20 protein-coding genes and 1 riboswitch are annotated in these 23,097 nt (G+C 59.9%); of the genes, 7 read left to right on the forward strand and 13 right to left on the reverse strand.

Annotation, left to right across the window (positions count from 1 at the left end; all coding sequences use genetic code 11):
* Nucleotides 1-324 precede the first annotated feature (324 nt).
* Nucleotides 325-1,491 carry a 30S ribosomal protein S1 gene (gene rpsA / locus DW233_RS06925; RefSeq protein ID WP_022095232.1) on the reverse strand — a complete coding sequence of 389 codons (1,167 nt, stop codon included), beginning with the start codon at nt 1,489-1,491 and terminating at the stop codon, nt 325-327.
* Between the two features lie 315 nt (nt 1,492-1,806).
* Between rpsA and DW233_RS06930 the strand changes: the two genes are divergently transcribed.
* Entirely contained in the window at nt 1,807-2,565 is a 759-nt protein-coding gene (locus DW233_RS06930; protein ID WP_118267439.1) for an HAD family hydrolase, read from the forward strand.
* Between the two features lie 266 nt (nt 2,566-2,831).
* Here the strand turns inward: DW233_RS06930 and DW233_RS06935 are convergent, their stop codons facing one another.
* A complete protein-coding gene (locus tag DW233_RS06935) occupies nt 2,832-4,151 on the reverse strand; it encodes a serine dehydratase subunit alpha family protein (protein ID WP_118267440.1) in 1,320 nt (439 codons plus the stop codon).
* A 269-nt stretch (nt 4,152-4,420) separates the two neighbouring features.
* On the opposite strand from DW233_RS06935, the gene rpiB reads away from it, so the two are divergent.
* Complete coding sequence (gene rpiB, locus DW233_RS06940; protein ID WP_055251633.1) at nt 4,421-4,888, forward strand: ribose 5-phosphate isomerase B; 468 nt, start codon at nt 4,421-4,423, stop codon at nt 4,886-4,888.
* 156 nt (nt 4,889-5,044) lie between these two features.
* On the opposite strand, the gene ndk is transcribed toward rpiB, so the two are convergent.
* From ndk to DW233_RS06955, 4 genes are all read right to left on the reverse strand, one after another.
* Nucleotides 5,045-5,449: a nucleoside-diphosphate kinase gene (gene ndk, locus DW233_RS06945; RefSeq protein WP_118267442.1), complete on the reverse strand. Its 405-nt coding sequence runs from the start codon at nt 5,447-5,449 to the stop codon at nt 5,045-5,047.
* A gap of 384 nt (nt 5,450-5,833) precedes the next feature.
* On the reverse strand, nt 5,834-7,264 hold the full coding sequence (gene argH / locus DW233_RS06950) for an argininosuccinate lyase (protein WP_118267444.1): 1,431 nt from the start codon (nt 7,262-7,264) through the stop codon (nt 5,834-5,836).
* Between the two features lie 118 nt (nt 7,265-7,382).
* Complete coding sequence (locus tag DW233_RS10240) at nt 7,383-7,553, reverse strand: hypothetical protein (RefSeq protein WP_156058436.1); 171 nt, start codon at nt 7,551-7,553, stop codon at nt 7,383-7,385.
* A 233-nt stretch (nt 7,554-7,786) separates the two neighbouring features.
* The gene (locus DW233_RS06955) at nt 7,787-9,013 is read right to left on the reverse strand and encodes an argininosuccinate synthase (RefSeq protein WP_118267446.1); all 1,227 of its coding nucleotides are present in this window, start codon (nt 9,011-9,013) and stop codon (nt 7,787-7,789) included.
* A gap of 554 nt (nt 9,014-9,567) precedes the next feature.
* Between DW233_RS06955 and DW233_RS06960 the strand changes: the two genes are divergently transcribed.
* Nucleotides 9,568-10,395, forward strand: a complete 828-nt coding sequence (locus tag DW233_RS06960; RefSeq protein ID WP_118267448.1) for a Cof-type HAD-IIB family hydrolase — start codon at nt 9,568-9,570, stop codon at nt 10,393-10,395.
* Between the two features lie 345 nt (nt 10,396-10,740).
* Here the strand turns inward: DW233_RS06960 and polA are convergent, their stop codons facing one another.
* On the reverse strand, nt 10,741-13,491 hold the full coding sequence (polA, locus tag DW233_RS06965; RefSeq protein WP_118267450.1) for a DNA polymerase I: 2,751 nt from the start codon (nt 13,489-13,491) through the stop codon (nt 10,741-10,743).
* 166 nt (nt 13,492-13,657) lie between these two features.
* On the opposite strand from polA, the gene DW233_RS06970 reads away from it, so the two are divergent.
* On the forward strand, nt 13,658-15,055 hold the full coding sequence (locus DW233_RS06970; RefSeq protein WP_118267452.1) for an aminopeptidase: 1,398 nt from the start codon (nt 13,658-13,660) through the stop codon (nt 15,053-15,055).
* Between the two features lie 103 nt (nt 15,056-15,158).
* Entirely contained in the window at nt 15,159-15,968 is an 810-nt protein-coding gene (locus tag DW233_RS06975) for a YaaA family protein (protein WP_118267454.1), read from the forward strand.
* 40 nt (nt 15,969-16,008) lie between these two features.
* Here the strand turns inward: DW233_RS06975 and DW233_RS06980 are convergent, their stop codons facing one another.
* A complete protein-coding gene (locus DW233_RS06980) occupies nt 16,009-16,530 on the reverse strand; it encodes a hypothetical protein (RefSeq protein WP_118267455.1) in 522 nt (173 codons plus the stop codon).
* A gap of 62 nt (nt 16,531-16,592) precedes the next feature.
* Nucleotides 16,593-16,709: riboswitch (TPP riboswitch) on the forward strand.
* Between DW233_RS06980 and thiC the strand changes: the two genes are divergently transcribed.
* Nucleotides 16,701-18,035: a phosphomethylpyrimidine synthase ThiC gene (thiC, locus tag DW233_RS06985; RefSeq protein WP_118267457.1), complete on the forward strand. Its 1,335-nt coding sequence runs from the start codon at nt 16,701-16,703 to the stop codon at nt 18,033-18,035. Its footprint overlaps the riboswitch before it by 9 nt.
* Nucleotides 18,036-18,213: 178 nt before the next feature.
* Nucleotides 18,214-19,044, forward strand: a complete 831-nt coding sequence (gene thiD / locus DW233_RS06990; RefSeq protein ID WP_118267459.1) for a bifunctional hydroxymethylpyrimidine kinase/phosphomethylpyrimidine kinase — start codon at nt 18,214-18,216, stop codon at nt 19,042-19,044.
* 146 nt (nt 19,045-19,190) lie between these two features.
* Here the strand turns inward: thiD and DW233_RS06995 are convergent, their stop codons facing one another.
* From DW233_RS06995 to DW233_RS07015, 5 genes are all read right to left on the reverse strand, one after another.
* Nucleotides 19,191-19,802: a pentapeptide repeat-containing protein gene (locus DW233_RS06995; protein ID WP_117647245.1), complete on the reverse strand. Its 612-nt coding sequence runs from the start codon at nt 19,800-19,802 to the stop codon at nt 19,191-19,193.
* A gap of 79 nt (nt 19,803-19,881) precedes the next feature.
* On the reverse strand, nt 19,882-20,541 hold the full coding sequence (locus DW233_RS07000) for an SGNH/GDSL hydrolase family protein (RefSeq protein WP_158567823.1): 660 nt from the start codon (nt 20,539-20,541) through the stop codon (nt 19,882-19,884).
* A gap of 75 nt (nt 20,542-20,616) precedes the next feature.
* Nucleotides 20,617-21,750 carry a TIGR02452 family protein gene (locus DW233_RS07005; RefSeq protein ID WP_118267462.1) on the reverse strand — a complete coding sequence of 378 codons (1,134 nt, stop codon included), beginning with the start codon at nt 21,748-21,750 and terminating at the stop codon, nt 20,617-20,619.
* Between the two features lie 140 nt (nt 21,751-21,890).
* On the reverse strand, nt 21,891-22,586 hold the full coding sequence (locus tag DW233_RS07010; RefSeq protein ID WP_117786661.1) for a Bax inhibitor-1 family protein: 696 nt from the start codon (nt 22,584-22,586) through the stop codon (nt 21,891-21,893).
* Between the two features lie 79 nt (nt 22,587-22,665).
* Complete coding sequence (locus tag DW233_RS07015) at nt 22,666-23,004, reverse strand: hypothetical protein (protein ID WP_147326358.1); 339 nt, start codon at nt 23,002-23,004, stop codon at nt 22,666-22,668.
* Nucleotides 23,005-23,097: the final 93 nt, after the last annotated feature.

Raw genomic sequence — 23,097 nt, forward strand, 5'->3', positions numbered from 1 at the left:
AATGGCCTATTTGCTCAATGTGTTCGGCTGAGATCGGAAATCAACCATAAACCAAGAACCACGCCATGCAGTACAATAGGCTTGTCGATGGGCAACGTCGTCAGTCGAGACGCGACCGCGCTCCGCACCCCTCCGTCTACTCAGTGCGTTCCCGCCTCCTCCCCGAGGCGGGATGTCGGCATATTTTATGCACCGACAAGCCAATAGCAAACGGATAGCCCGGACAAAATTGCGCCCGGGTAGCATCGTGCATTTCACCGCCAAATGTAAAAAGGGACCCGTCCATTACGGACGGATCCCTTAAACAAGTGATCGTCAACCGATTTACTCGGCGTCGGTCTCCTCGTCCTTCTTCTCGGAAGGCAGCGGGGTAACCTCAATCTCGACGCCCAGAGTCTCAGCAGCAGACTTCATGGACAGGGAGATACGACGACGGTCGAGGTCGATCTCCATGACCTTGACCTGAACCTTGTCGCCCACGTGGGTGACCTGAGAAGGCTGATCGACGTGCTTGTTGGCCATCTCGGAGATGTGCACCAGGCCCTCGATGCCCTCGCCCAGGTCGACGAAAGCGCCGAACGGGACAAGCTTGGTCACAGTGCCCTCGACGATAGCGCCGACGGGGTACTTCTTGACCAGTGCGCGCCACGGATCCTCGGTGGTCTGCTTGAGACCCAGGGAGATGCGCTCACGGTTGAGATCGACGTCGAGAACCTCGACCTCGACCTCCTGGCCGACCTTGACAACCTCGGAAGGATGGTTGACGTGGTTCCAAGAGAGCTCGGAGATGTGGATGAGGCCGTCGATACCGCCGAGGTCGACGAAGGCGCCGAAGTCGACGATGGAGGAAACGGTGCCCTGGAGACGCATGCCAGACTTGAGCTTGGACAGGATCTCGGAGCGCTCGGCCTTACGGGACTCCTCAAGCACGACACGACGGGAGAGGACAACGTTGTTGCGGTTGCGGTCCATCTCGATGACGCGGGCCTCGATGCGGGTGCCCATGTAGGAGGTGAGGTCCTTGACACGACGGAGGTCGACGAGGGAAGCGGGCAGGAAGCCACGCAGGCCGATGTCGAGGATCAGGCCGCCCTTGACAACCTCGATAACCTCGCCCTCGACGTTCTCGCCGGAGTTGAACTTCTCCTCGATGCGGTTCCAAGCACGCTCGTACTCGGCACGCTTCTTGGACAGGACCAGACGACCGTCCTTGTCCTCCTTCTGGAGAACCAGGGCCTCGATGGGATCACCGAGTGCAACGATGTCTGCAGGGTTAGCGTCCTTGCGGATGGACAGCTCGCGGACCGGGATAACGCCCTCGGACTTGAATCCGATGTCAACGAGCACCTCGTCATGCTCGATCTTAACGACAGTGCCGTTAACGAGATCGCCCTCATCAAAGTCGGTAATCGTACCGTCGATGAGGTTGTTCATCTCCTCCTCGTTGACATCGTCAAGAGAGAAAATGGACGAGTTCTGAATCTCACTCAAAGGTGGACCCCTTTCGAACTACGGGGCCCCGATTGCTAGGACCTACAGAAGGGTGCGACAAGCACACAACGTTTAGGAACACTCGGGAGCCGACAGATACTAATGTGACGCTTATGCAATCACGTTCGTATAGGTTACGGGGAAATCATTTCGATTTCAAGCGTGAACTGCGTTTTTTTACTCGTATGGAGACTTTTTCGCAATCTTGTTGACGACCGTCTCCATAAGTTGACGATAGGCAGTTAGGCATACGGCTTTGGGGTAAAGTATCCCAGACATACGATTCTGGAACGATTTTTCGAGAAAGGTGCCCGCGTGCTCAAAGCAGTCGTTTTCGATATGGACGAGACGCTTCTTAGCATCAACCTCAACGCGTTCATCCTTCGCTATTTTAAGGATGTCTCGTCGATGCTCGCGGATATTGGTCGCCGCAGCCGCGGTGGCACGATGGCGCGCCTCGGCACCATCCTGGTCGACCTCAACGCCAATCGCCGAAGCGGCACGGATAATCGCACCAATCTTGAGTTCTACCAAGAAGAGGTTGAGCGCCGGTGCGGCATTTGCCTCTCAGACCCACTCATCTACGAGGCGTTTACCTACTACGATCGTGAAGTCCTGCCGTACAAGAACGATGACATGATCAATGCGAAAGCCATGCCGGGTGCACACGCCGCGCTCGAGGCGGTACAGAACGCGGGCCTGCGCTGCGCGCTCTTTACGAACCCCAGCTTTCCGCAGGGGGCCATCGAGTGCCGCATGGGCTGGGGCGACATGGCCGACGCCCCCTTTGAACTCGTGACGCACATGGGAAACGCCACTCGCTGCAAGCCCGATGCCACCTACTATCTAGAGCAGCTTCAGGTGATGGGACTCGAGCCTCATGAGGTCCTCATGGTGGGCAACGACCCCAAGCGCGACTTCCCCAGCCCCGCCTGCGGCATCCAAACCGCCTATGTTGGCCAGGGAAAACCCGGCCGAGTCACCTGGCGCGGAACCATGGAAGGCTTCGCCCGCGACTTTAACGCCGTAGTAGAGGCCTTCTACGAGCACCAAGTAGCCGACGAACTGTCGTAAGGGTTAGTCGTTGGGGACGTTCTAAACAACTAGTCAAACAAGAACGTCCCCAACGACTACTCATTCAAGTCTGTCCCCAATGAGTGCCCCAAACAAAAAAGCGCCGTAGGTTGAGCATCAGTCAGCGAAAACGCCCCTAAGCGAGCAAGGTGACGTGAAAGAGGAGGGAAGCGTACTTTGGTTCGCGACCGACGATTGAACGTCAGATTGCCGCTTAGGGGCGTTTGCAGCGTCGGCTAGCTACGCGGTTTGGTAAAACCGCGTAGCTAGCAAACCCGTGTTTTGCCGATCATAATGTTGAGGATCTCGACGTCGGTATCTTTCATGCCCACACGGCCTACGTAGCCCATACTGGCGATTGTCTGCTCAACGGTATCTTGGATCAGGCCCTCGCCGGCGCGGAAGCCGCGACCCTGCATGGCCATATCATGGCCCAGAATCGCTGCATCGACGGCAGCGGAAATCTTGGCGGCACAGCTTGCCTTGGCGCCATCGCACACGATGCCGCCAACGTTGCCGAGCGTGTTCGAGACCGTCGCGCCAATCTGCTCGCGCGTACCACCGCACAGCCAGGTAATCGCAGCGCCGGCGCCGCACGCGGCACAAATAGCACCGCAAAACGCCGAGAGCGCACCAATATAGCTCTTGATATGCACAGCGATAAGATCGGACAGCATCACGGCGCGCACCAGGCGATCGTGGTCGCAGCGCAGATACTCGGCATACTCCATAACGGGCAGCGCGCAGGTAATGCCCTGATTGCCCGAGCCGCGCACAATGGCGACCGGCAGCGCGCAGCCGTTCATGCGGGCGTCGGACCCGGCGGCTGCACGGGCGCGGGCACGGCAGGCGACGTCATCGGCACGTGCACCCAGCAGCGTACGGCCCACCTCGGCGCCCCAAGCGTGCGCCAGGCCCTCGGCACTGATCGCACCGTTCAGCTCAATCTGACGCTCAACGGCAGCGCGGGCGTCCTCAATGTCACCGTCCTCGATAAAGTCGATGATAGACTCAATGCTCATAGGGGTGTCGGCGTTATCCGCCGCGCGCTCGGCCACCACGCGCTCCGCGCAGGCGGCACACTCCCCCGCCGACTTACCGCATACCGGGATACCGTCGAGCGTATGGCATGTGACGTTGGTGTGGTGGTCGGTAATCTCGACGACCGCGGTATGGCCTCCGGCCGTGGCAGTCACCTTGATGTAGAGGTTGGGCACACCCTCGACAAGCGACACATCGCAGTAGCCGGCGTCGGCGAGGAGCTCGGCCACGCGAGCACGGTCTTCATCGTCAACGCTCTCGAGCACCTCGAGCGCGCTCTTAGCGTCTCCGCCCACGGCACCCAGCACAGCCGCGGCTTCGATGCCATGCATTCCGCCCGAGTTGGGCACGGTCACGCTCTTGACGTTCTTGATGATGTTGCCCGAGCAGGCAACGTCCATATGATCGGGTTCGCAACCGAGCGTCTGGCTCGCCAGCGCCGCTGCATAGGCAACGGCAATGGGCTCGGTGCAGCCGAGCGCACAGACAAGCTCGCGGTTCAAAACATCGCAAAACGCGGTATCACGAAGGGAATCGGCAGACATAGGTATCTCCTACTTGTATAACGGGCTGGCTCTCAAAAATAGTTAGTTCTTTTATTTGATAACAATGCATCAAAAACCGCAACCATGGTTCCGGCGGACGGCGCTCGAGCACAAATTGGCGGAATTATTCATGAGAAGCCGGTCTTGTTGCATGCTAAAGCGTTTGACCAAAAAACGCCCAAGCGTTTACGCAAAAGTCGCGCTATCATGCAGTCGAACGCGGTAAAACCTTTAGCATTTGCGCCGCACAGACCAGAGAGGAACCATCCATGAAGATCGGTATCGGTAACGACCACGCCGCCGTCGAGCTCAAGAACATCATCTCCGAGCACCTGAAGGAGCGCGGCTGCGAGGTCGTGAACTTTGGCACCGACACCTCCGAGAGCTTTGACTACCCCATCGCCGGTTACAAGGTGGGTAAGGCTGTAGCTAACGGCGACGTCGACCTGGGCATCCTGATCTGCGGCACTGGCGTTGGCATTAGCCTCGCTGCCAACAAGGTCGAGGGCGTGCGCGCTGTCGTTTGCTCCGAGCCCTTTAGCGCCAAGCTCTCCCGCATGCACAACAACACCAACGTGCTCGCCTTTGGCGCCCGCGTCGTGGGCTCCGAGCTCGCCAAGATGATCGTCGATGAGTGGCTCGACGCCGAGTTTGAGGGCGGCCGCCACGAGCGTCGCGTCAATCTCCTCAACGAAATCGACCAGACCCGCGGCCTTAAGGTCGTCGACGAGGCCTAAGCCGCTCAGCGCCACATACCAACAGCAAGGGGCCCGCTCGGAGCACATGTCCGAGCGGGCCCCTTCTTAGTAGCTTTTTGAATAAAAAGAGCGCAGCGGATGAAGTTCCGCGGCGCCCAAGCCACACGCTAACAGCTTTAAGGAGTCAAAGCTGGTTTAGCCAAAGAAGCGCTTAATCTCGATTTCGGCGTTCTCCAGGCAGTCGGAGCCGTGGATCACGTTGGCGTTGACATCGACGGCAAAGTCGCCGCGGATGGTACCAGGAGCAGCGTCAAGCGGGTTGGTAGCGCCCATGAGTGTGCGCATCTTGGAGACAGCGGAGAGACCGGAAACGACCATCTTGACGACCGGACCGCTCGTCATAAAGTCGCACAGACCGCCAAAGAAGGGCTTGTCGGCCAGGTGAGCGTAGTGCTCCTCGACGGTAGCGCGCTCGAGCGTGGTCATCTCCATGCGCTCGATGACAAGGCCGCTACGCTCAATGCGAGCAACGATCTCGCCGATCTTGCGACCGCGCACGGCGTCGGGCTTAATCATGATGAAGGTCTTCTCGATAGCCATAAGGTAGCCTTTCAAGTAGGTTCGCGCGTGCCCAAGTCCCATTCCGGCACCCGCCTGGACTGCATCGTAACAGAGTTTTAGCTGCAGTTAAACAAAAAGCTGTTTATTGAATCGCTACAATTTATTAAAGCGCTCCATATGTGTCACTTCTGTTTCGAAGCCCGACTAGAGTACCATCTGACCGCCCATCAACCACATCGAACCGAGCGGACGGTCGGTTGCCGCCCGTGAACGCACCCCCTTCACAACCTGCCCAAAGGTCCTACAGAAGTTCTCGACAAGCCCCTCCCCCATGGCAACAAAATACGGACGCCCGCATCAGCAGGCGCCCGCAAAGCAAAAACGATTTATCAATAAATGGCCAAAGCCGCTTCAGCCAAACCCTTACTTTGCCCCGTGGCCCATCTCGACAACCTTAGTCAGCGATCCAAACACGCCCTCGTCGGCCACGAGCTGCGCCTGGGCTCGCTGCAGCTGCACAGCAACGGCGGCAGGGGCGGTGCCGCCCTCGGTCGTGCGTGCGGCGACAATCGACGGGATGTCGAGCGCCTCGGTAATATCGTGCTCAAAGAGCGGGCTTGCCTCCTGGAACACCTCAAACGGCAGGTCCTCAAGATTGCAGCCGCGCTTCTCGCACATCAGGACCAGATGGCCCACCACGGCATGTGCCTCGCGGAACGGCAGACCGCGCTTGGCCAGGTAATCGGCAACATCGGTGGCGGCAAGGTGCCCCACGCCGCACTCGCGCGCCATGGCATCCTCGTTGACGGTCCAAGTCGAAATCATACCGGCCATAACGGACAGGCACTGCATGAGCGTATGGGCAGTGTCGAGCGCGCCCCCCTTGTCCTCCTGCAAGTCCTTGTTATAAGCAAGCGGCAGGCCCTTCATGGTCACGAGCAGCTGCACCAGGTTGCCATAGACTCGGCCGCTCTTGCCGCGAATAAGCTCGGCAAAGTCGGGATTCTTCTTCTGCGGCATGATGGACGAGCCGGTGGAGTAGGAGTCGGAAAGCGTGATAAAGCCAAATTCGGAGCTCGACCACAGCACGATCTCCTCGGAAAGACGCGACAAGTGCATCGCCATGACGGAGCAGGCGTAATGCAGGTCGAGGAGGAAATCACGGTCGGAAACCGCATCGAGCGAGTTGGGGATCACGCCCGCAAAACCAAGTTCGGCGGCCGTCATCTGACGATCGAGCGGATAGCTCGTACCGGCAAGCGCGGCAGCACCCAACGGGCAGTTGTCGGCAGCATCAAAGGCGGCCTTCAGGCGCGTAAAGTCGCGCGCGAACATCCAGGAATACGCCAGCAGATGATGCGACAGCAGTACGGGCTGAGCATGCTGCATGTGCGTGTAGCCCGGCAGAATCACCTTGTCGTACTTCTTAGCCGCATCCACCAGCACATGGCGCAGCTCAAGATTGGCCTCCATGAGCTCCTTGGCCAGCGCCTTGACGCCCAGGCGTGTGTCGGTCGCCACCTGGTCGTTGCGCGAACGTCCGGTATGCAAGCGCTTACCGGCCTCGCCGATGCGACGCGTCAGCTCGCTCTCGATGGACATATGAATGTCTTCGTCGTTGATGTCGAAGGTGAAGTTGCCGGCATCGATATCCTGTTCGATTCCAGTCAGGCCCTTGGCAATCGCCTGCTCGTCCTCGGCACTGATGATGCCCTGGGCCGCCAGCATTTTAGCATGCGCCTTAGAGCCGGCGATATCCTGCTTATAGAGATGTTTGTCGACCGGCAGCGACGCGCCAAACTCCTGCGTGACCTCGGCCACGCCCGCCTCAAAACGACCGCCCCAAAGAGCCATGGAACCGTCCCCTTTCTCCAAATACCAAAACAAGCGCCCAAAGCAATGCGCCATATCGCTAAAGCGATTTTTCAACCGCTAGTTTTACACATTCCCCGCCGTGCGCGGGACCATGTAGCTAATTTGCAAAGAAGTGACGCGCCATGCACTTGGCGCCCAACGTCTCCCTCCGAATGTTGCCCTGCGAACCATCGATCCAGGCCTTCAGGCTCATAGGAACATCCTCGACCTTTGCAGCATCGAACTCGGGCGCGAGGGCAAGCAAGGCATGCGCGATAGCGTTGAACATAATGGATACTCCTCATATATATAGGCACAGAGCCGCCAAATTGATAGAAGGAGCCCCGCCGGACAACCCCGGCGGGGCTCGGACTCAGCCGTAGACGCGGCATCATTTATGCGGGCGGAACGTAGGGGCCACCGATGTTAAGAAGTGTCAGCAAGCATAACGAAAGGTAGGGACCCCGTGCGCCCGTTATGTATCACGCGGATGGGCCGCGCGGATACCAAGGGAAGGAGGCGCTAGGCCTGGGCGGCAGCGGAGCTGGGACCCTGGACCTTTGCCCACGTCTTGAGCGACAGCGTATCGATCTCGATAAAGCCGGCGCTGGCCTTCTCGTCAAACGTGGTGTCGCGGTCGTAGGTAGCCAGACCGTAGTCATACAGGCTAAACGGGCTCTTGCGACCGACGACATGGCAGTTGCCCTTAAAGAACTTCAGACGGACGGTACCGGTCACGAACTTCTGGGTATCGGCCATAAAGGCATCGAGCGCGTTCTTGAGCGGGCTGTACCACTGGCCGTTGTACACGGCGGTGGCCCAATCCTGCTCGAGCTTGATCTTGGTCTTGAGCAGGTCGCCCTCGACGCAAATGTCCTCAAGTGCCTTGTGGGCGGTGATGAGCGTCAGGGCGCCGGGAACCTCATAGCACTCACGGCTCTTGAGGCCAACCAGACGATCCTCGACCAGGTCGAGACGGCCAAAGCCGTTGTCACCAGAGATCTTGTTGAGGGCGATGACGATCTCGGAGAGCTTCATCTTCTTGCCGTCGACGGCGACGGGCTTGCCGGCCTCAAACTCAATCTCGGTATACGTCGGGGTGTTGGGCGCGTCCTCGGGGTTCTTGGTCATAACCCAGGCGTCATCGAGCGGCTCGTTCCAGGGATCCTCCAGGTGACCGCACTCAATGGCACGACCCCACAGGTTGTCGTCGATGGAGTAGGGGTTGTCGTTGGCACCCTCGGGAACCGGCACGTTGTGGGCATGCGCGTAGGCGACCTCGTCGGGACGGCACTTCAGGTCCCACTCGCGAACCGGGGCGATAACCTTGAGCTCGGGGTCGAGGGCCTTGACGGCAGCCTCGAAGCGGACCTGGTCGTTACCCTTACCGGTGCAGCCGTGGGCGACGTAGGTCGCGCCAAACTCATGGGCGACCTCGACAAGCTTCTTGGCGAGCAGCGGGCGAGATAGGGCGGAGAGCAGCGGGTACTTGTTCTCGTACATGGAGTTGGCGGCGATGGCTTTGGTCAGGAACTCATCGGAGAACTCATCGCGCAGGTCGAGCACCTGGCAATCAAGAACGCCCAGGTCGAGCGCCTTCTGCTTCTTGGCGTCCAGGCCGGTCTCCTCCTGGCCCACGTTGCCGCAGACACAAACGACATCGAGATTCTTCTCGTCCTGGAGCCACTTGACACATACGGATGTATCAAGACCACCGGAATATGCGAGAACGACTTTTTCCTTGCTCATGGCTGTTTCCTTTCGCCCTTGGTAGCTAATTAGAACATCGGTCAGTTGCAAGTCATTTCAAGGTCATATACCGTGCAATATCAGGTTAAATAGCAAAAATCAGCACATACATGCCCTAGAAACATGCAGCAATGTCGTGCTAAAACCCAACGACCTCAAAATGACTCTGTTGAGGCAATTCGCCCCATGCGGACAGAGACGATTGTTATCGTCGTCGGGAAATTGCGCGCTGGCGTCGGATGGCATTGTCTGCAGTAGTGATGATCTTTACGAACTGCATTTGCCTCTCCTTTCACCTATCGCCGGGCGCAATTCTAATATCGTAAACGGTACCTTTTCCTCGGTAAGCGGCTCTTTTGCCGTCTCCGTTTTCGATGGTCGCTATATTACGCTAAAGTGCCTGCTGTACAAGCGGCAAATTCAAATTACTGAAAAGTTTTTTCATTAGTTTGTGAAGCGTGGTGCAAATACGCTCCGTTCCTGCGACAATACGCTCAGTTACTGGTTGATGGTTATAACGTCTGAAACAATTTCGAAACGAAAGGCGCGCTTTTATGCAAACTTACGAATCGGACACCCATATCGGAAACATTAAGATTCTCGCCGTCGACATGGACAAGACGCTGCTGACCGACGAGCGCGTGTTGCCGCAGGGTCTTGACGAGCGCCTGGACAAGCTCGCCGACGCGGGCATCGTATTCTGCCCCGCCAGCGGACGGCCTGCCCCCAAGCTCGAGGAAATGTTCGAGGGCATTAAGAACCGCCTCGCCTTTTGTCCCGACAACGGAGCGTGCGTGATCTATCGCGGCAGCTATATCTATAAGAGCACTATCGACGTGGAGCTGTACCAGCAGGTCTTGAAGCGCGCCTCGGAGGATCCTCGCGCTGTCCCCGTCCTGTGCTGCTTCGACGAGTTCTACGTGCTTGCCCGCGACCACCAATACCACGACGAGATCAGCGTCTACTACAACACAATCAACTACGTCGATAGCTTTGAGGGCATCGATATCGAGTCCAATAAGATCTCGATCTTCTTCCCCGCCTATGATGCCGAGCCAGCGTTTCGCGAGGACTACAGCCCGGCATTCTCGGACCGACTCTATGTCACCAATGCTGGCCGCGAGTGGATCGACTTTATGAACCTGGGCGTCGACAAGGGGTCGGGCGTCGCGCACCTGTGCGACCACCTGGGCATCGATATCGCCGACGCCGCCGCCGTGGGCGACACCTACAACGATATTCCCATGCTCGAGCGCGTCGGGCATAGCTTTATCGTGGACAATGCAGAGGAGCACATGAACGCGCATGCCAAGTGGCGCATTCCGAGTAACAACGACGGGGGCGTACTGACGCTCATCGACGCCATCCTGGCGGCTCGGTAACGTGGCTCGTCGGACCTGGCCGGGCGGCGCGGATTAGTTTTTCGTTCGGTCAGGTCCTGGGCTCGCTCGGAAAGCACATTAAGTGCTTTCCGGCTCGTGCGGAATCTACGAAAAACTAATCCGCGCCGCCCGGCCAGGTCCTAGGTTTACTTTCCTGCCGCCAAGATGGCGTCTTGAGTGTCTAGATACTTAGCTGAAATGATTTGAGCAGAGGGGAGCCCCTTGTTGGAAGGGGCTCCCCTCTGTTTTGGTTACTGTGGGACAAATTAATCAGTAGTGTTTGTCCCAAATCTTAAGTATGTGGGGGCTTGCGTCTTGGGCGAGCTTGCCTTACGGAGTGCTTCCCTATTTCGCGTCGGCCCAGGTTATGCCGGTGCTGGCTTCGGCGATCAACGGTACGCGGAGGTCTACGACGTGTTCCATGACGTCGCGGACCATGGTGGTTAGGCGCTCGACTTCGTCGACGGGGCACTCAAAGTCCAGTTCGTCGTGTACCTGCAAGATCATGTGGGCGGCAAAACCCTCTTCTTCCAGGCGGCGGCTTACGCGGGCCATGGCGATCTTGATGATGTCGGCGGCGGTGCCCTGCATGGGGTGGTTCATGGCCGTGCGCTCACCAAAGCCGCGGAGCTGTGGGTTTTTGGCCTTGAGCTCGGGAATATGGCGTCTGCGGCCATACATGGTCTCGGCATAGCCCGTCTGCTTGGCTCGCGCCACCACATTGTCGAGGAACGTGCGCACGCCCGGGTAGGCCTCGTAGTAGCGATCGATCATGTCGCGTGCCTCGGCCATCGAGATGTGCAGCGACTGTGACAGGCCATAGGCCTGCTGGCCGTACACAATGCCAAAGTTCACGGCCTTGGCGCGGCTGCGCAGGTCGGGCGTCACCTCGGACACCGGCACGCCAAATACGCGCGCGGCCGTCTCGGCATGGAAGTCCTCGCCCTCGTTAAAGGCACGTACCAGATGTTCATCACCCGAAAGATGCGCGAGCAGGCGCAGCTCGATCTGCGAGTAGTCCACCGCCAAAAAGACGCTGCCCTCGCCCGCCGAGAACGCCGTCTTGACGGTACGCCCCAGCTCCGAGCGCGTCGGAATGTTTTGCAGATTGGGGTCGCTCGAAGACAAACGCCCCGTCGCGGTAATGGTCTGGTTGTACGTGGTGTGCACGCGACCGTCACCACGGCGCAGCGGGCCCAGCGTGTCCAGATAGGTCGACTTAATCTTGGACTTCTCACGCCAGTCCAAGATCAGACGCACGATCTCGTGGTCACGAGCAAGGTCGCTCAGCACCTTGGCGTTGGTCGAATAGTAGCCGCGCTTGGTCTTTTTGAGGCCCTTGGTCGGAAGCCCCATAACATCAAACAGCACGTGCGAGAGCTGCATGGGACTGCCGATGTTAAAGGTCTCGTCGCCGGCCAGGTCGCGAATGCTGCGCTCGACCTCGGCAATCTGGGTCGCCAGGCCCTCGGACAGACTGTGCAGGCGGTCGGGGTCCACAAGCATGCCCGCGCGCTCCATCTTGGCAAGCACCGGCACAAGCGGCATCTCGATGCCGTCGAACACGTTGGCGGCATTCTCACGGGCCATGCACTCGCGCAACGGCGCCACGAGCGCCAACGTCAGGGCCGCAGTACGGGCGGCAGACGCCGGAGCGTCCTCACCAGCACCCTCTGCGCCGCGCGCCGCAGGCAGCGCCATCTGCAGATACGTATCGGCAAGATATGCCTCATCGAACTCGGAGCGATCGGAATCCAGCAGATAGGCAGCGACCACGGTATCGAAGATACGCGTGGAATCGACAGCGAGCGGATCCATGAGCTCGGGCTCAGAGGAATCGATGGGCGAAAGCTCGTGCAACAGCGCCTTCATGTCCGGGCTCGCCACGCGGCCCTCCATAAACAGACGCGCGAGCACGCCGGCAATCACGCCGTGGACGAGGTTGAAGCCCTCAACCTCAGCCGCCGCACCGCCGTCGCCCTCCTCGAGCGCGAACAGGCCCTTGGACGTCGCCAACCACAGCGTGCGCGTCAGTCCAAAGAGCGCGCCCTCTTCCTTGTCGTCGTCCACCACGGCGGCGACCCACTCGCCGGCATCAATCGCGCGGGAGACCTCATCTGCAACGGCACCAAGCGCGTCAGTATCGCCGGCGGCTGCGCGCAAAACGGCGGGCATCTCAAACGTGCTGGCAGTGGCAGCAGCGCCACCCTCGCCGCCGATCAGCGCCAAGAAACGGTTCTGCATGGCGGTGATACCAAGCGTACCCAGCGCCGCAGACACCTCGTCGGCAGAAAACGCCGGGAAGGACGTCGCCTCAAAATCGAGCTCAACGGGCGCATCGGTGCGGATGGTCGCGACCTTGCGGCTCAGCAGCGCGTCGTCGATGTGTGCGCGCAGGTTTTCGCCCATCTTGCCCTTGACCTCATCGGCGTGTGCGATGACCTCGTCCAGGCTACCGTACTGCGCAATGAGCGCGCTCGCCTTTTTGGGGCCGATGCCCGGCACGCCGGGGATGTTATCGGACGTATCGCCCTTCAGACCATAAAAGTCGGGCACGAGCGCCGGCGTGATGCCGTGATACAGATCGTCCACGCTCTCGGGCGTCATGATCGCCACGTCGGACAGGCCCTTGCGGGTCGAGACCACGTTGACGTGCTCGGTCACGAGCTGATACATGTCGCGGTCGCCGGTCACCAGCAGCATGTCGCAGCCGGCCTGCTCGCCCAGGCGCGCCATAGTGCCCAGGATGTCATCGCCTTCCCAGCCCTCGGACTGCAAAATTGGCACGTTGAGCGCGGCGAGCAGCTCCTTGATCATGGGAAACTGTGCGTGCAGATCGGGGTCCATGGGCGGGCGCTGAGCCTTGTACTGCGGCAGCATCTCCATGCGCACGCGCGGCTTGCCCTTATCAAATGCCACGACCACACCGTCGGGGTTAAAGGCATCGATCATCTTGAGGAACATATTCAAAAAGCCAAAGATCGCGTTGGTGGGACGACCGTCCGGCGCGTTCATGGTGGGCGGCACGGCGTGGAAGGCGCGGTGCATGAGCGAGTTGCCGTCGATGACGGCAAAGGTACGGCGCTTGTCAGACATATTGAATACCTCGCTTTGGGCTGGGCACGGTTTGCTCACTCCAGTTTACACGCTCCCCGCCCCACGGCCACCGCACATCAGGCTTCCCTGCCGTCGCGGGCCCGAGCGTGATACGATGGCTCACGGTACATCAACCAGCACGATCGATCCGAAAGGAGCCTGCGTCATGGAGCGTCCCTGCGCATGGAAAAAGTACACGCCACAGCAGATCGAGGAGCTCGAGGAGCTTTGCCGCGGCTATAAGCAGTTTTTGAGCGAGAACAAGACCGAGCGCCTGTGCGTCAAGACCGGTATCAAGATGGCCGAGGAGGCGGGCTACGTCAATCTGGAGACCGTGATTGCCGAGGGCCGCGCGCTCAAGGCCGGCGACAAGGTGTACGCCGCCAATCACGGCAAGGACCTCATGCTCGTCAACCTGGGCACCGCCCCGCTCGAGCAGGGCTTTAACATCCTGGGCGCCCACGTGGACTCGCCGCGCCTGGACCTCAAGCAGAACCCCGCCTTCGAGGCCGGCGACATGGCTTATCTCGACACGCACTACTATGGCGGCGTCAAGAGCTACCACTGGGTCGCTTCCCCGCTCGCACTCGTAGGCGTCATCTGCAAAAAGGACGGCACCACCGTCGACATCAACATCGGTGACAAGGCCGACGACCCGGTCTTTACCATCTCCGACCTGCTGATCCACCTCTCGAGCGAGCAGATGGCCAAGCCCGCCAAGGACGCCGTCGACGCCGAGATCCTCGACGTGATCGTGGGCGGCCGCCCCGTCAAGTTTGACGAGGACGACAAGGACGCCCCCAAGGAGCCCGTCAAGCAGATGTTCCTGGACATCCTCAAGGAGCAGTACGCCGTCGAGGAGGAGGACTTCCTCTCCGCCGAGATCGAGGTCGTGCCCGCCGGCCCGGCCCGCGACATGGGCCTCGACCGCTCCATGATTCTGGGCTATGGCCACGACGACCGTGTCTGCGCCTATCCGTCCATGCTCGCCCAGATCAACGTCGCCAACGTGGAGCGCACGAGTATCACACTCATCGTCGACAAGGAGGAGATCGGTTCCGTGGGTGCCACCGGCATGACGAGTCGCTTCTTCGAGAACACCGTCGCCGAGATCATGACGCTCGCCGGCGAGGATAGCCCGCTGGCCCTGCGCCGTGCACTCGCCCGCAGCCGCATGCTCTCCTCTGACGTGTCCGCCGGCTTTGACCCGGGCTACGCCGGCAAGTTCGAGACCAAGAACGCCGCCTTTATGGGTCGCGGCCTGTGCTTTAACAAATACACGGGCAGCCGTGGCAAGGGCGGCTCCAACGACGCCGACGCCGAGTACGTCGCTCTCATCCGCGACATCATGGACGAGGCAGGCGTGGACTTCCAGACCTGCGAGCTCGGCCGCGTCAACGCGGGTGGCGGCGGCACCATCGCCTACATCATGGCCGAGTATGGCATGAACGTCATCGACTCCGGCGTTGCCGTCCTGTCCATGCACGCCCTGTGGGAGGTCGCCAACAAGGCCGACATCTACGAGGCCTATCGCGGCTACAAGGCCTTCATCGAGCGCGCCTAACCGACCCTTCATCCGTTGCGGTGAAATACGGACTAAACTGGCCCATAAACGGCCAAAACAGACCGTATTCCACCGCAACTTCCTTTTTGGCAGAGGAGAGTCCATGCTGCAGGTCATCATTTCGCCCGCCAAGCAGATGCGCACGGCCCAAGATGCTTTTGAAGTCCTGGGCATTCCACCTTTTGCGCACGAGACGGCTCGCCTCCACCGCGCACTGCTAGATATCGAACGAAATGAAGGCAGCGACGGCCTGCAGTCGCTATGGAACGTGAGTGACAAACTGCTGGGGCCTTGCCTCAACACCCTGCATGAGTTCGAGCTCATCCTGAAATACGGCGATCTCGACAATCCCGAACTCGCCCGTCACCTCTCCCCCGCCGTCATGTCCTACCACGGCATTCAATACCAGAGCATGGCGCCCGAGGTCATGGATGCCGCACAGCTCGCATGGCTTCAAGACCATCTATGGATCCTCTCGGGCCTTTACGGATGCGTACGCCCCTTTCATGCCGTTGAACCGTATCGGCTGGAGATGGGCGCGAAGCTCGCCGTCGACGATGTCCGAGACCTCTACGCGTTTTGGGGCGACAAGCTCGCACGGGCCATCGCTCCGGCGGGCTCCAACGCTACGATCATCAACCTCGCCAGCGTAGAGTATGCCAAAGCCGTTCTGCCCCACCTCGCGGGCGACGCCACGGTCGTCACATGCCTCTTTGGCGAAGGCATCCGCAACGGCAAGCCCATCCAGCGCTCGACCGCCAGCAAAAAGGCGCGCGGCTCCATGGTGCGCTGGATGGCAGAAAACAAGCTCGAGGATGTAAGCGGGCTCACCGCGTTCGACGTTGGTTATCGTCACTTTCCCGAGCTTTCAAATAAAAACACTTTGGTCTTCCTGAACGAACAGGCCTTGTAGGACCACCGCTACTTTTGAATGTGCTGCCTAGGCTCGACACCTATTCCGCTAGACCGTCGGCCTTTGCAATCACGTATGTCGAACCGTCCTGATAGACAATCTTGACGTGCTCAACCTCGGACACCGCAACACCCGTCGGAGGCTCCAGACGCCATTCCGTCAGCGCGATATCCATCGTCGTGGGCACATCCCCTTGATCTTTGAGCTCGACCGACAGCGTCTTAAGCGACGCATCGAAGGTCACGCGCTCGATCTCTTCACCAGGAATGGATCCGCCACTCAGCTGCAATTGCACAAACTCGTCGCGCGGATACCAATAATCGCCCGGAACGGCGAGCGTATTGGCATTACCGCCAGTACTCCTCACCGTCATAATCGGTAGGCTATCATCGGCCTCGAACTCCCATGCAGCGCCGCCGCGACCACCAAACGTCCAGATACAAAAGGCAATCACCAGCACGGCAAGCACCGCAAAACCAATCGCGACAAGGCCATGGTGCACACGGCTTTCCTCGGCCGATACATCCCATTGCGTCTCTCGATATAGATGCTTGTCTTCCATGTTCGCCTCCCCACGGGCATGCTCGTTGGCCCAATCGTACCCATTCAGGCTATACTTGAGCCCATGACATAACGGGGAGCTTGCAGGACAAGACGGCAGGCTGAGATTGGGCGCGCCCGCCCTGACCCGCAAACCTGATATGGGTAATGCCAACGAAGGGAGCCGTGCCAATGAGCACACAGACCGAGCCCAAGCTCGTCACGCAAATCGACTTCGCCCGCGCCGGGCAGATCACGCCGCAGATGAAAGAGGTCGCCGAGCGCGAGCATCGCGACCCCGAGTACATTCGCGAGCGTGTTGCCGACGGCCGCATCGCCATTCCCGCCAACATTGTGCATATCAAAAAGGGCATGCGCGCCTTTGGTGTCGGCGAGGGCCTTTCCACCAAGGTCAACGTCAATCTGGGCATCTCGGGCGACAAGGCCGATGCCGCCGAGGAATGGAAGAAGGTCAAGATCGCCGAGGACTTTGGCGCCGACGCCATCATGGACCTCTCCAACTCGGGCAAGACGCGCCAGTTCCGCCAGCAGCTCATCGACGAGACGCCGCTCATGGTGGGCACGGTGCCCATGTACGACGCCATCGGCTATATGGAAAAGCCGCTGGTCAAGCTCACCAAGGACGACCTGCTCGAGGTCGTGCGCGCACACGCCGAGGACGGCGTGGACTTTATGACCATCCACTGCGGCATCAACAAATCGGTCATCAAGACCTTTAAGGAGACCGGCCGCCTGATGAACATCGTCAGCCGCGGCGGCTCGCTGCTGTTTGGCTGGATGGAGGTCACCGGCAACGAGAACCCCTTCTACGAGTTTTACGACGAGGTGCTCGAGATCTGCCACGAGTACGATGTGACGATCTCGCTCGGCGACTCCTGCCGCCCGGGCTGTCTCTACGACTCCAACGATGCTACCGAGACTGCCGAGATGATCGAGCTGGGCAAGCTGTGCAAGCGCGCCTGGGCAGCCGGCGTCCAGGTCATGGTCGAGGGTCCGGGTCACATGGCCCTCGACGAGATCGCCGCCAATATGAAACTGCAGAAGCGCCTGTGCCACAACGCCCCGTTCTATGTGCTCGGGCCGCTGGTGACCGATATCGGCGTGGGCTACGACCACATCACCGCCGCCATCGGTGGCGCCATCTCCGCCAGCTCCGGCGCCGACTTCCTGTGCTACGTGACGCCGGCCGAGCACCTGTGCCTGCCCAACGCCCAGGACGTGCTCGATGGCCTCATGGCCACCAAGATCGCCGCACATGCCGCCGATATCGCCAAGAAGGTGCCGCACGCCCGCGACATGGACGACAAGATGGGCCAGGCACGCCGCAAGCTCGACTGGGATGCCATGTGGGAGTGTGCTCTCGACCCGGTCACCGGTAAGAAGCGCTACGAGGAATCCCCCGCCGCCACCGAGGGCACCTGCACCATGTGTGGCAAGATGTGCGCCGTCCGTACCGTCAACAAGGTGTTCGAGGGCACGACGATCGACCTCGGCATGGAGGATTAACGCGTCACCGGAGCCACAATCGGCAACAAGGTACTCGTCAATTGTTGACGTGTGAACATTTGCTTACATTTGCGTAAAGATTGCATCGCCCGCCCGGGTTCGGCATAGAGTCGGCCCGGGCATCTTTATAATGCGGGGTAAAAGACCCATTTGAATCCGACCGGACAAGGGAGCGAACATGGATCGCAGTAAGGTACCAGCCGTTCTATCCATCGCAGGATCCGATTCCAGCGGCGGCGCCGGCATTCAGGCAGACATCAAGACCATCACGGCGCACCGCCTGTATGCCGAGGCGGCAATCACTGCCATCACGGCGCAAAACACACTGGGCGTCACCGCCGTGCAGAATATCTCCCCTGATATCGTCGCTGCGCAAATTGATGCCGTCTTTGACGATATCCGCCCGAGCGCCGTCAAGATCGGCATGGTCTCCTCTGTCGAGATTATCGAAGTCATCGCCGACCGCCTGAGCGCCTGGAACGCAACGAACGTGGTCGTCGACCCCGTTATGGTCGCCACCTCGGGCGCGCGCTTGATTGCCGAGGATGCCTCCGAGGCACTCACCCGCCGCCTGTTCCCGTTGGCAACGGTCATCACGCCCAATATTCCCGAGGCCATGGCGCTGCTCAATTACGAAGTCGATTCCGAGCGCACGCAGCAAAACGCCGCCATGCTCCTCACCCGCCGCTTTGACTGCGCGTCCCTCGTTAAGGGCGGGCATTTTGTCAACGAGGCCAACGATGTGCTAGCAGAGCCTGCGCCACTCGATGACGAGGGCAACCACCTGGGCGATCCGCTCACCACATGGTTCCGCCACAAGCGCATCGAGACCGGCAACACGCATGGCACCGGCTGCACGCTCTCGTCCGCCATCGCCTGCGCGCTGGCACAGGGCATGGATCTCGCCGACGCCGTCAACGCCGGCAAGGCCTACCTAACCGGCGCTCTCGCCGCCGGCTTTGACATGGGCAAAGGTTCCGGCCCCGTCAACCACATGTGGCAGTACTAAATAGCCAGCAACCTGCCAAAAAAAAGACAGGCTACCTTGCACCAAAAACCGTCGCAACATTCGATGAAAATCGTGCAAACGCGAAAAATCATTAAATGTTGCGACGGTTTGATTTTAGATAGCGGTCGAGCAAAGGACCAGAGCGCCTATTCGTCGGCGAGCTGGATGCCGAGCAGGCCCGAGAGTGCCAACGCCTGCTCGGCATTAACCGTCAGGCCACGCAGCTCATGGTAGTCGCCCGAGACGACAGGAGCCGCGAACGTACAACACGATACATCCACGCCGGAAAGCGGCGTCTTGAACACATCGATTCGCGTCAGGTCGCAGCCGTCCAAGCGCAATTGCCCCAGCTTTGCCCCCTGGAGTGCGGCCTCGGTCAAACGCGTGTCACGCGCAGCCATGGGGCCAATGCTTCCCTCCGAAAGGTTCGCATAGCTCAAATCGCACGATGTAAACGACACGCTCGACAGACGCGCCCTGAGCAAGTTGAGCCCCGGCGCCGAGCAGTCAACGAAGTCGCAGCGGTTGAGCCAGCAACCTTCCATGTTGCAGCGGATAAAGCGGCAACCGCGAAACACCACGTCGCGAAACGTCGAGCCGCTCCAGTCAACGCTATCGAACTCGCAAGATCGGAACACGACGCCATCGAAGGTCGCGCCGTTCGCCACGTCGCAGGCAAGATCCAAATCCTCAAAAGCGGTATTGGAGACGAGCTCATCGCCCTCGGCAAAGAGGTCGATGAGCTCGTCCATGCCCATATGGCAGCCAATCCGTTCGTTTACCCGGGCAAAACCACCACAAAGGTGCCTGTCCCCTTTGCGGTGGCTTGGGGTCGCGCTACTCACCGAGCATCTCTTGGAGCTTGGCTGCCACGGCATGTCCCAAGCTCTCGTGGCTTTCGGGCATCATATGCAGATAGTCGATATCGCCCGGCTCGGCAAACTCGGCGGCATTCAAAAAGTCGCAGCCAAACTGCTCGGCCACGTGCGCATAGTACTCGCCAAAATGTTCAGATGCCTCGACGGAACGCTCGTCAAAATCGGTCATATATACATCGGCGATCTGCGGCTTGATCTTGATAGGAGCCATCAACAGGATGCGCGGGCAAGGCGCAGCGTCGGTCCACGGAAACGCGCGGACGGCGCGAATCAGCTCCATGGCGCCACGGGCGATATCGGAAGCTGTCACGTTAAAGACCGTCTTACAGTCGTTGGTGCCCAGCATGATCACAATGGCGTCCAGCGGCTTATGAGCCTCGAGCAGCATCGGAAGCGCGCGAATGCCGTTGAGGTTAGTGTCCAGATGGCACATGTCGTCGCGTACCGTCGTGCGGCCGTTGAGGCCTTCTTCAATTACATGCCAGCCCTCGCCTAAGTCACGTTGGACCACGCCACACCAGCGCACATCCTGCGCATAGCGCACCGCGGTACCGTCGCGCATGCCCGCCGGATCGTAACCATAGGTGTTGCTGTCACCAAAGCATAGAACGTTTTTCATCGTAAGCTCCCCACTCAATAAAAAGCCGACGGGAGCAGCCCCCGTCGGCTCGGTATATCGCATCACGCGCACCGTTTACAGGTACTTGCGCCAGTCGTCGTCATCCTCGTCATCCTCGGCAGCGGCCTGAGCCTGCTCGGCGGCACGGGCGGCTGCGGTGCGGGCGGCAACCTGAGCATAGGACTCCTCGTTGCGCTCGGGGAAGTTTGCCAGCACGTGCTCGAACTTGGCGAAGTCCTCGTCCCAGCGCGTAGAGGGCACGGCAAAGAAGACCTGCTTGACCTTGAAGTCGCCCGACGCGAGCTCCTTGCGGAAGAGCTCGGCCACGGCCTCGGCATCAAAGCCGTTGTTGTCGCAGCCCCAAGCGCCCAGCACGAGCTTCTCGCGACCAAGCTCATCGCAGATGGCAAGGACAAAGCGAATGCGGTCGCGCAGGGCATCCAGCAGAGCATCGTCGCTCACGCGATACTCCTGGCGGGCGCGCCTAACGTTGGGCGCGGCGGCCACGATCACGTCGGCGTATGCATGCACGTGGTTGCGGTCGAAGCGCACCGCAGGCACCACCAGGGCGCGGTTACGATAGAGCTCGCAGTTGATGTTGCGGCGACGGTTCTCGCCGTACCACTTACGCTGCTTATCGAGAACGTTGTACAGATACGAATCGGCGCACAGCGTGGCCTCCTGGCCCAGATAACCCTGAATATATCCACCGCCCGGATTGGTAAACGAGGCAAAGGCGAGCACGGCCATGTCGCAGAACTGCGCATAGCCGCGACCGTTATCGAGGATTGCCTGCGTGGCGGAGGCATCAAGCACAGTGACCTCGGGCAGGACCGGAGCGGGCTCCTCAGCAGGCGCGGACTCAGCTTCGGCGATTTCCTCGGCAGGCTCCTCGACGGGCTCGGGCGCCGCCTCGGTCTCGGGCGCCGCCTCGACCTCGGCAGTCTCCGCGTTCTCGACGTCCTCGGCGACCTGCTCTTCGGCGGCCACAGCACTCTGAACCTTGGCCTTTATCGCCGCGACAAAGCCGGCAGGCATACCGTCAAACTCGCGAACACCGGCAAGCGAACGCTCGATATCCTTGGCGCACGCTTCGGACACAGTTGCCACGTGACGCTCGGCGGCCTTGGCACGGGCCTCGCGCTTGGGATTGGGCTGACCCGCTCGGTTGGACCTGCGGTTACGGTTCCTGTTGTCGACGTCTGCCATACGTGGCCACCTTTCCTGTCGCTGCCGCTATCGGCTTTTCCCATCCATGATACCCCGCCGCGTACAAAAAAGACGGCCCCGAAAGACCGCCTTTCACATCGTTTTACCGCGTCCGACAAGAAACGCTGCAATCCCCCGCGCTAGTCGCGACGACCGAGGATGTTCAGGATGCGCAGGAACACGTTGATAATGTCCACGAACAGATTGGACGCCATGAGCACCGCATTGGGCAGCGTGGGCGGCACCGTCGTGGCAACATAGGTGTCGTAGCCAATAAAGCCGGCGAACACCACGATCACGATCAGGTCGGTGATGGTCTGCGAGACGCCCATGAACATCAGCACGATCTCAACCAGAATAGTGGCGAGCAGAATGCCAAAGCCGATGCCATATACGCGCTGGAAAAACTTGGGGAACGTCACGCCCAAGGCGCCAAAGACAAAGGTGATGGCGGCCGTGGCGATAAAGGCAGTGTTGATGGTGGGCAGGTCGTAGTTGGCAAGGCCAAACGACGCGGTCAGGCCGAAGGTACTCGCAAAGATTACGTAGCCCACAAGGGACAGACCCACGGACTGCTTGCCCGCAGCAGCCGACATCATGACCATGCCGACGATGGTTAAAATAAACGAGCCAAAGACCAGTGGCAGGGCGGCGCCGCTCATCATCATGCGCGCAAACGACATGGTGCTCGTAAAGTAGGCGCCGGCACCCATGGCGCAAAAGCCCAAGAAGATCAGGGCAGATATGGCGAGATTGTACGCGCGCGGCGACATCTCCTTGGCGCGACTTGCGCCGGTCTCGACGGGGCCGTTCTGATAGCCCTGAATATCGTTCATGCTTCGTCCTTTCAAAAAGCGCCACGACAGCGCAGCAGGTGACAAGATTCCTGCCATTGTACCCGAACGCCGTGCGTCCTTACCTACGGCGCTCGCCCTCAAGCGTACGATCAAACGCCCAAACCCACCAACGCATCACGTGTGCCTGCGAGCCGTCCGCCCGCTCGCGCGTCTGGTCCTCCAGATACAACTCGGTCGCGTGCCCGCCAAAACGCACCTTATAGGTTGCCGTACGAATGCCGTGAACCGTCAGGCCAAACCCAGTGGTCGAGACAATCTCGTCAATCGTAAAGCAACGACCGTCGACCCAGCAGACGGTGACCGGCACGACCTGTCCGCCCGCGAGGATGCGAGCCACGACGTCCACATACTGCTTGTGCACGCGCCGAGTTTTGCCATCTGTCTGTCGATATTCCATGCCTCCTATTATCGAACGCATGTTTGCATGTTGTAAAGCGAACAGGTTGTGGTTTTGGGGTGTTGGGACGCGCGCACGTGTCCTCATGGTGTG

The organism is Collinsella sp. AM20-15AC (assembly GCF_003471405.1).
Classification (GTDB): Bacteria; Actinomycetota; Coriobacteriia; order Coriobacteriales; family Coriobacteriaceae; genus Collinsella.

Coding starts and splice junctions, on each gene's coding strand:
- DW233_RS06935 (WP_118267440.1), bottom strand. CDS start 4,151: ATGTCTGCCGATTCCCTTCGTGATACCGCGTTTTGCGATGTTTTGAAC.
- rpiB (WP_055251633.1), top strand. CDS start 4,421: ATGAAGATCGGTATCGGTAACGACCACGCCGCCGTCGAGCTCAAGAAC.
- ndk (WP_118267442.1), bottom strand. CDS start 5,449: ATGGCTATCGAGAAGACCTTCATCATGATTAAGCCCGACGCCGTGCGC.
- argH (WP_118267444.1), bottom strand. CDS start 7,264: ATGGCTCTTTGGGGCGGTCGTTTTGAGGCGGGCGTGGCCGAGGTCACG.
- DW233_RS10240 (WP_156058436.1), bottom strand. CDS start 7,553: ATGTTCAACGCTATCGCGCATGCCTTGCTTGCCCTCGCGCCCGAGTTC.
- DW233_RS06955 (WP_118267446.1), bottom strand. CDS start 9,013: ATGAGCAAGGAAAAAGTCGTTCTCGCATATTCCGGTGGTCTTGATACA.
- DW233_RS06960 (WP_118267448.1), top strand. CDS start 9,568: ATGCAAACTTACGAATCGGACACCCATATCGGAAACATTAAGATTCTC.
- polA (WP_118267450.1), bottom strand. CDS start 13,491: ATGTCTGACAAGCGCCGTACCTTTGCCGTCATCGACGGCAACTCGCTC.
- DW233_RS06970 (WP_118267452.1), top strand. CDS start 13,658: ATGGAGCGTCCCTGCGCATGGAAAAAGTACACGCCACAGCAGATCGAG.
- DW233_RS06975 (WP_118267454.1), top strand. CDS start 15,159: ATGCTGCAGGTCATCATTTCGCCCGCCAAGCAGATGCGCACGGCCCAA.
- DW233_RS06980 (WP_118267455.1), bottom strand. CDS start 16,530: ATGGAAGACAAGCATCTATATCGAGAGACGCAATGGGATGTATCGGCC.
- thiC (WP_118267457.1), top strand. CDS start 16,701: ATGAGCACACAGACCGAGCCCAAGCTCGTCACGCAAATCGACTTCGCC.
- thiD (WP_118267459.1), top strand. CDS start 18,214: ATGGATCGCAGTAAGGTACCAGCCGTTCTATCCATCGCAGGATCCGAT.
- DW233_RS06995 (WP_117647245.1), bottom strand. CDS start 19,802: ATGGGCATGGACGAGCTCATCGACCTCTTTGCCGAGGGCGATGAGCTC.
- DW233_RS07000 (WP_158567823.1), bottom strand. CDS start 20,541: ATGAAAAACGTTCTATGCTTTGGTGACAGCAACACCTATGGTTACGAT.
- DW233_RS07005 (WP_118267462.1), bottom strand. CDS start 21,750: ATGGCAGACGTCGACAACAGGAACCGTAACCGCAGGTCCAACCGAGCG.
- DW233_RS07010 (WP_117786661.1), bottom strand. CDS start 22,586: ATGAACGATATTCAGGGCTATCAGAACGGCCCCGTCGAGACCGGCGCA.
- DW233_RS07015 (WP_147326358.1), bottom strand. CDS start 23,004: ATGGAATATCGACAGACAGATGGCAAAACTCGGCGCGTGCACAAGCAG.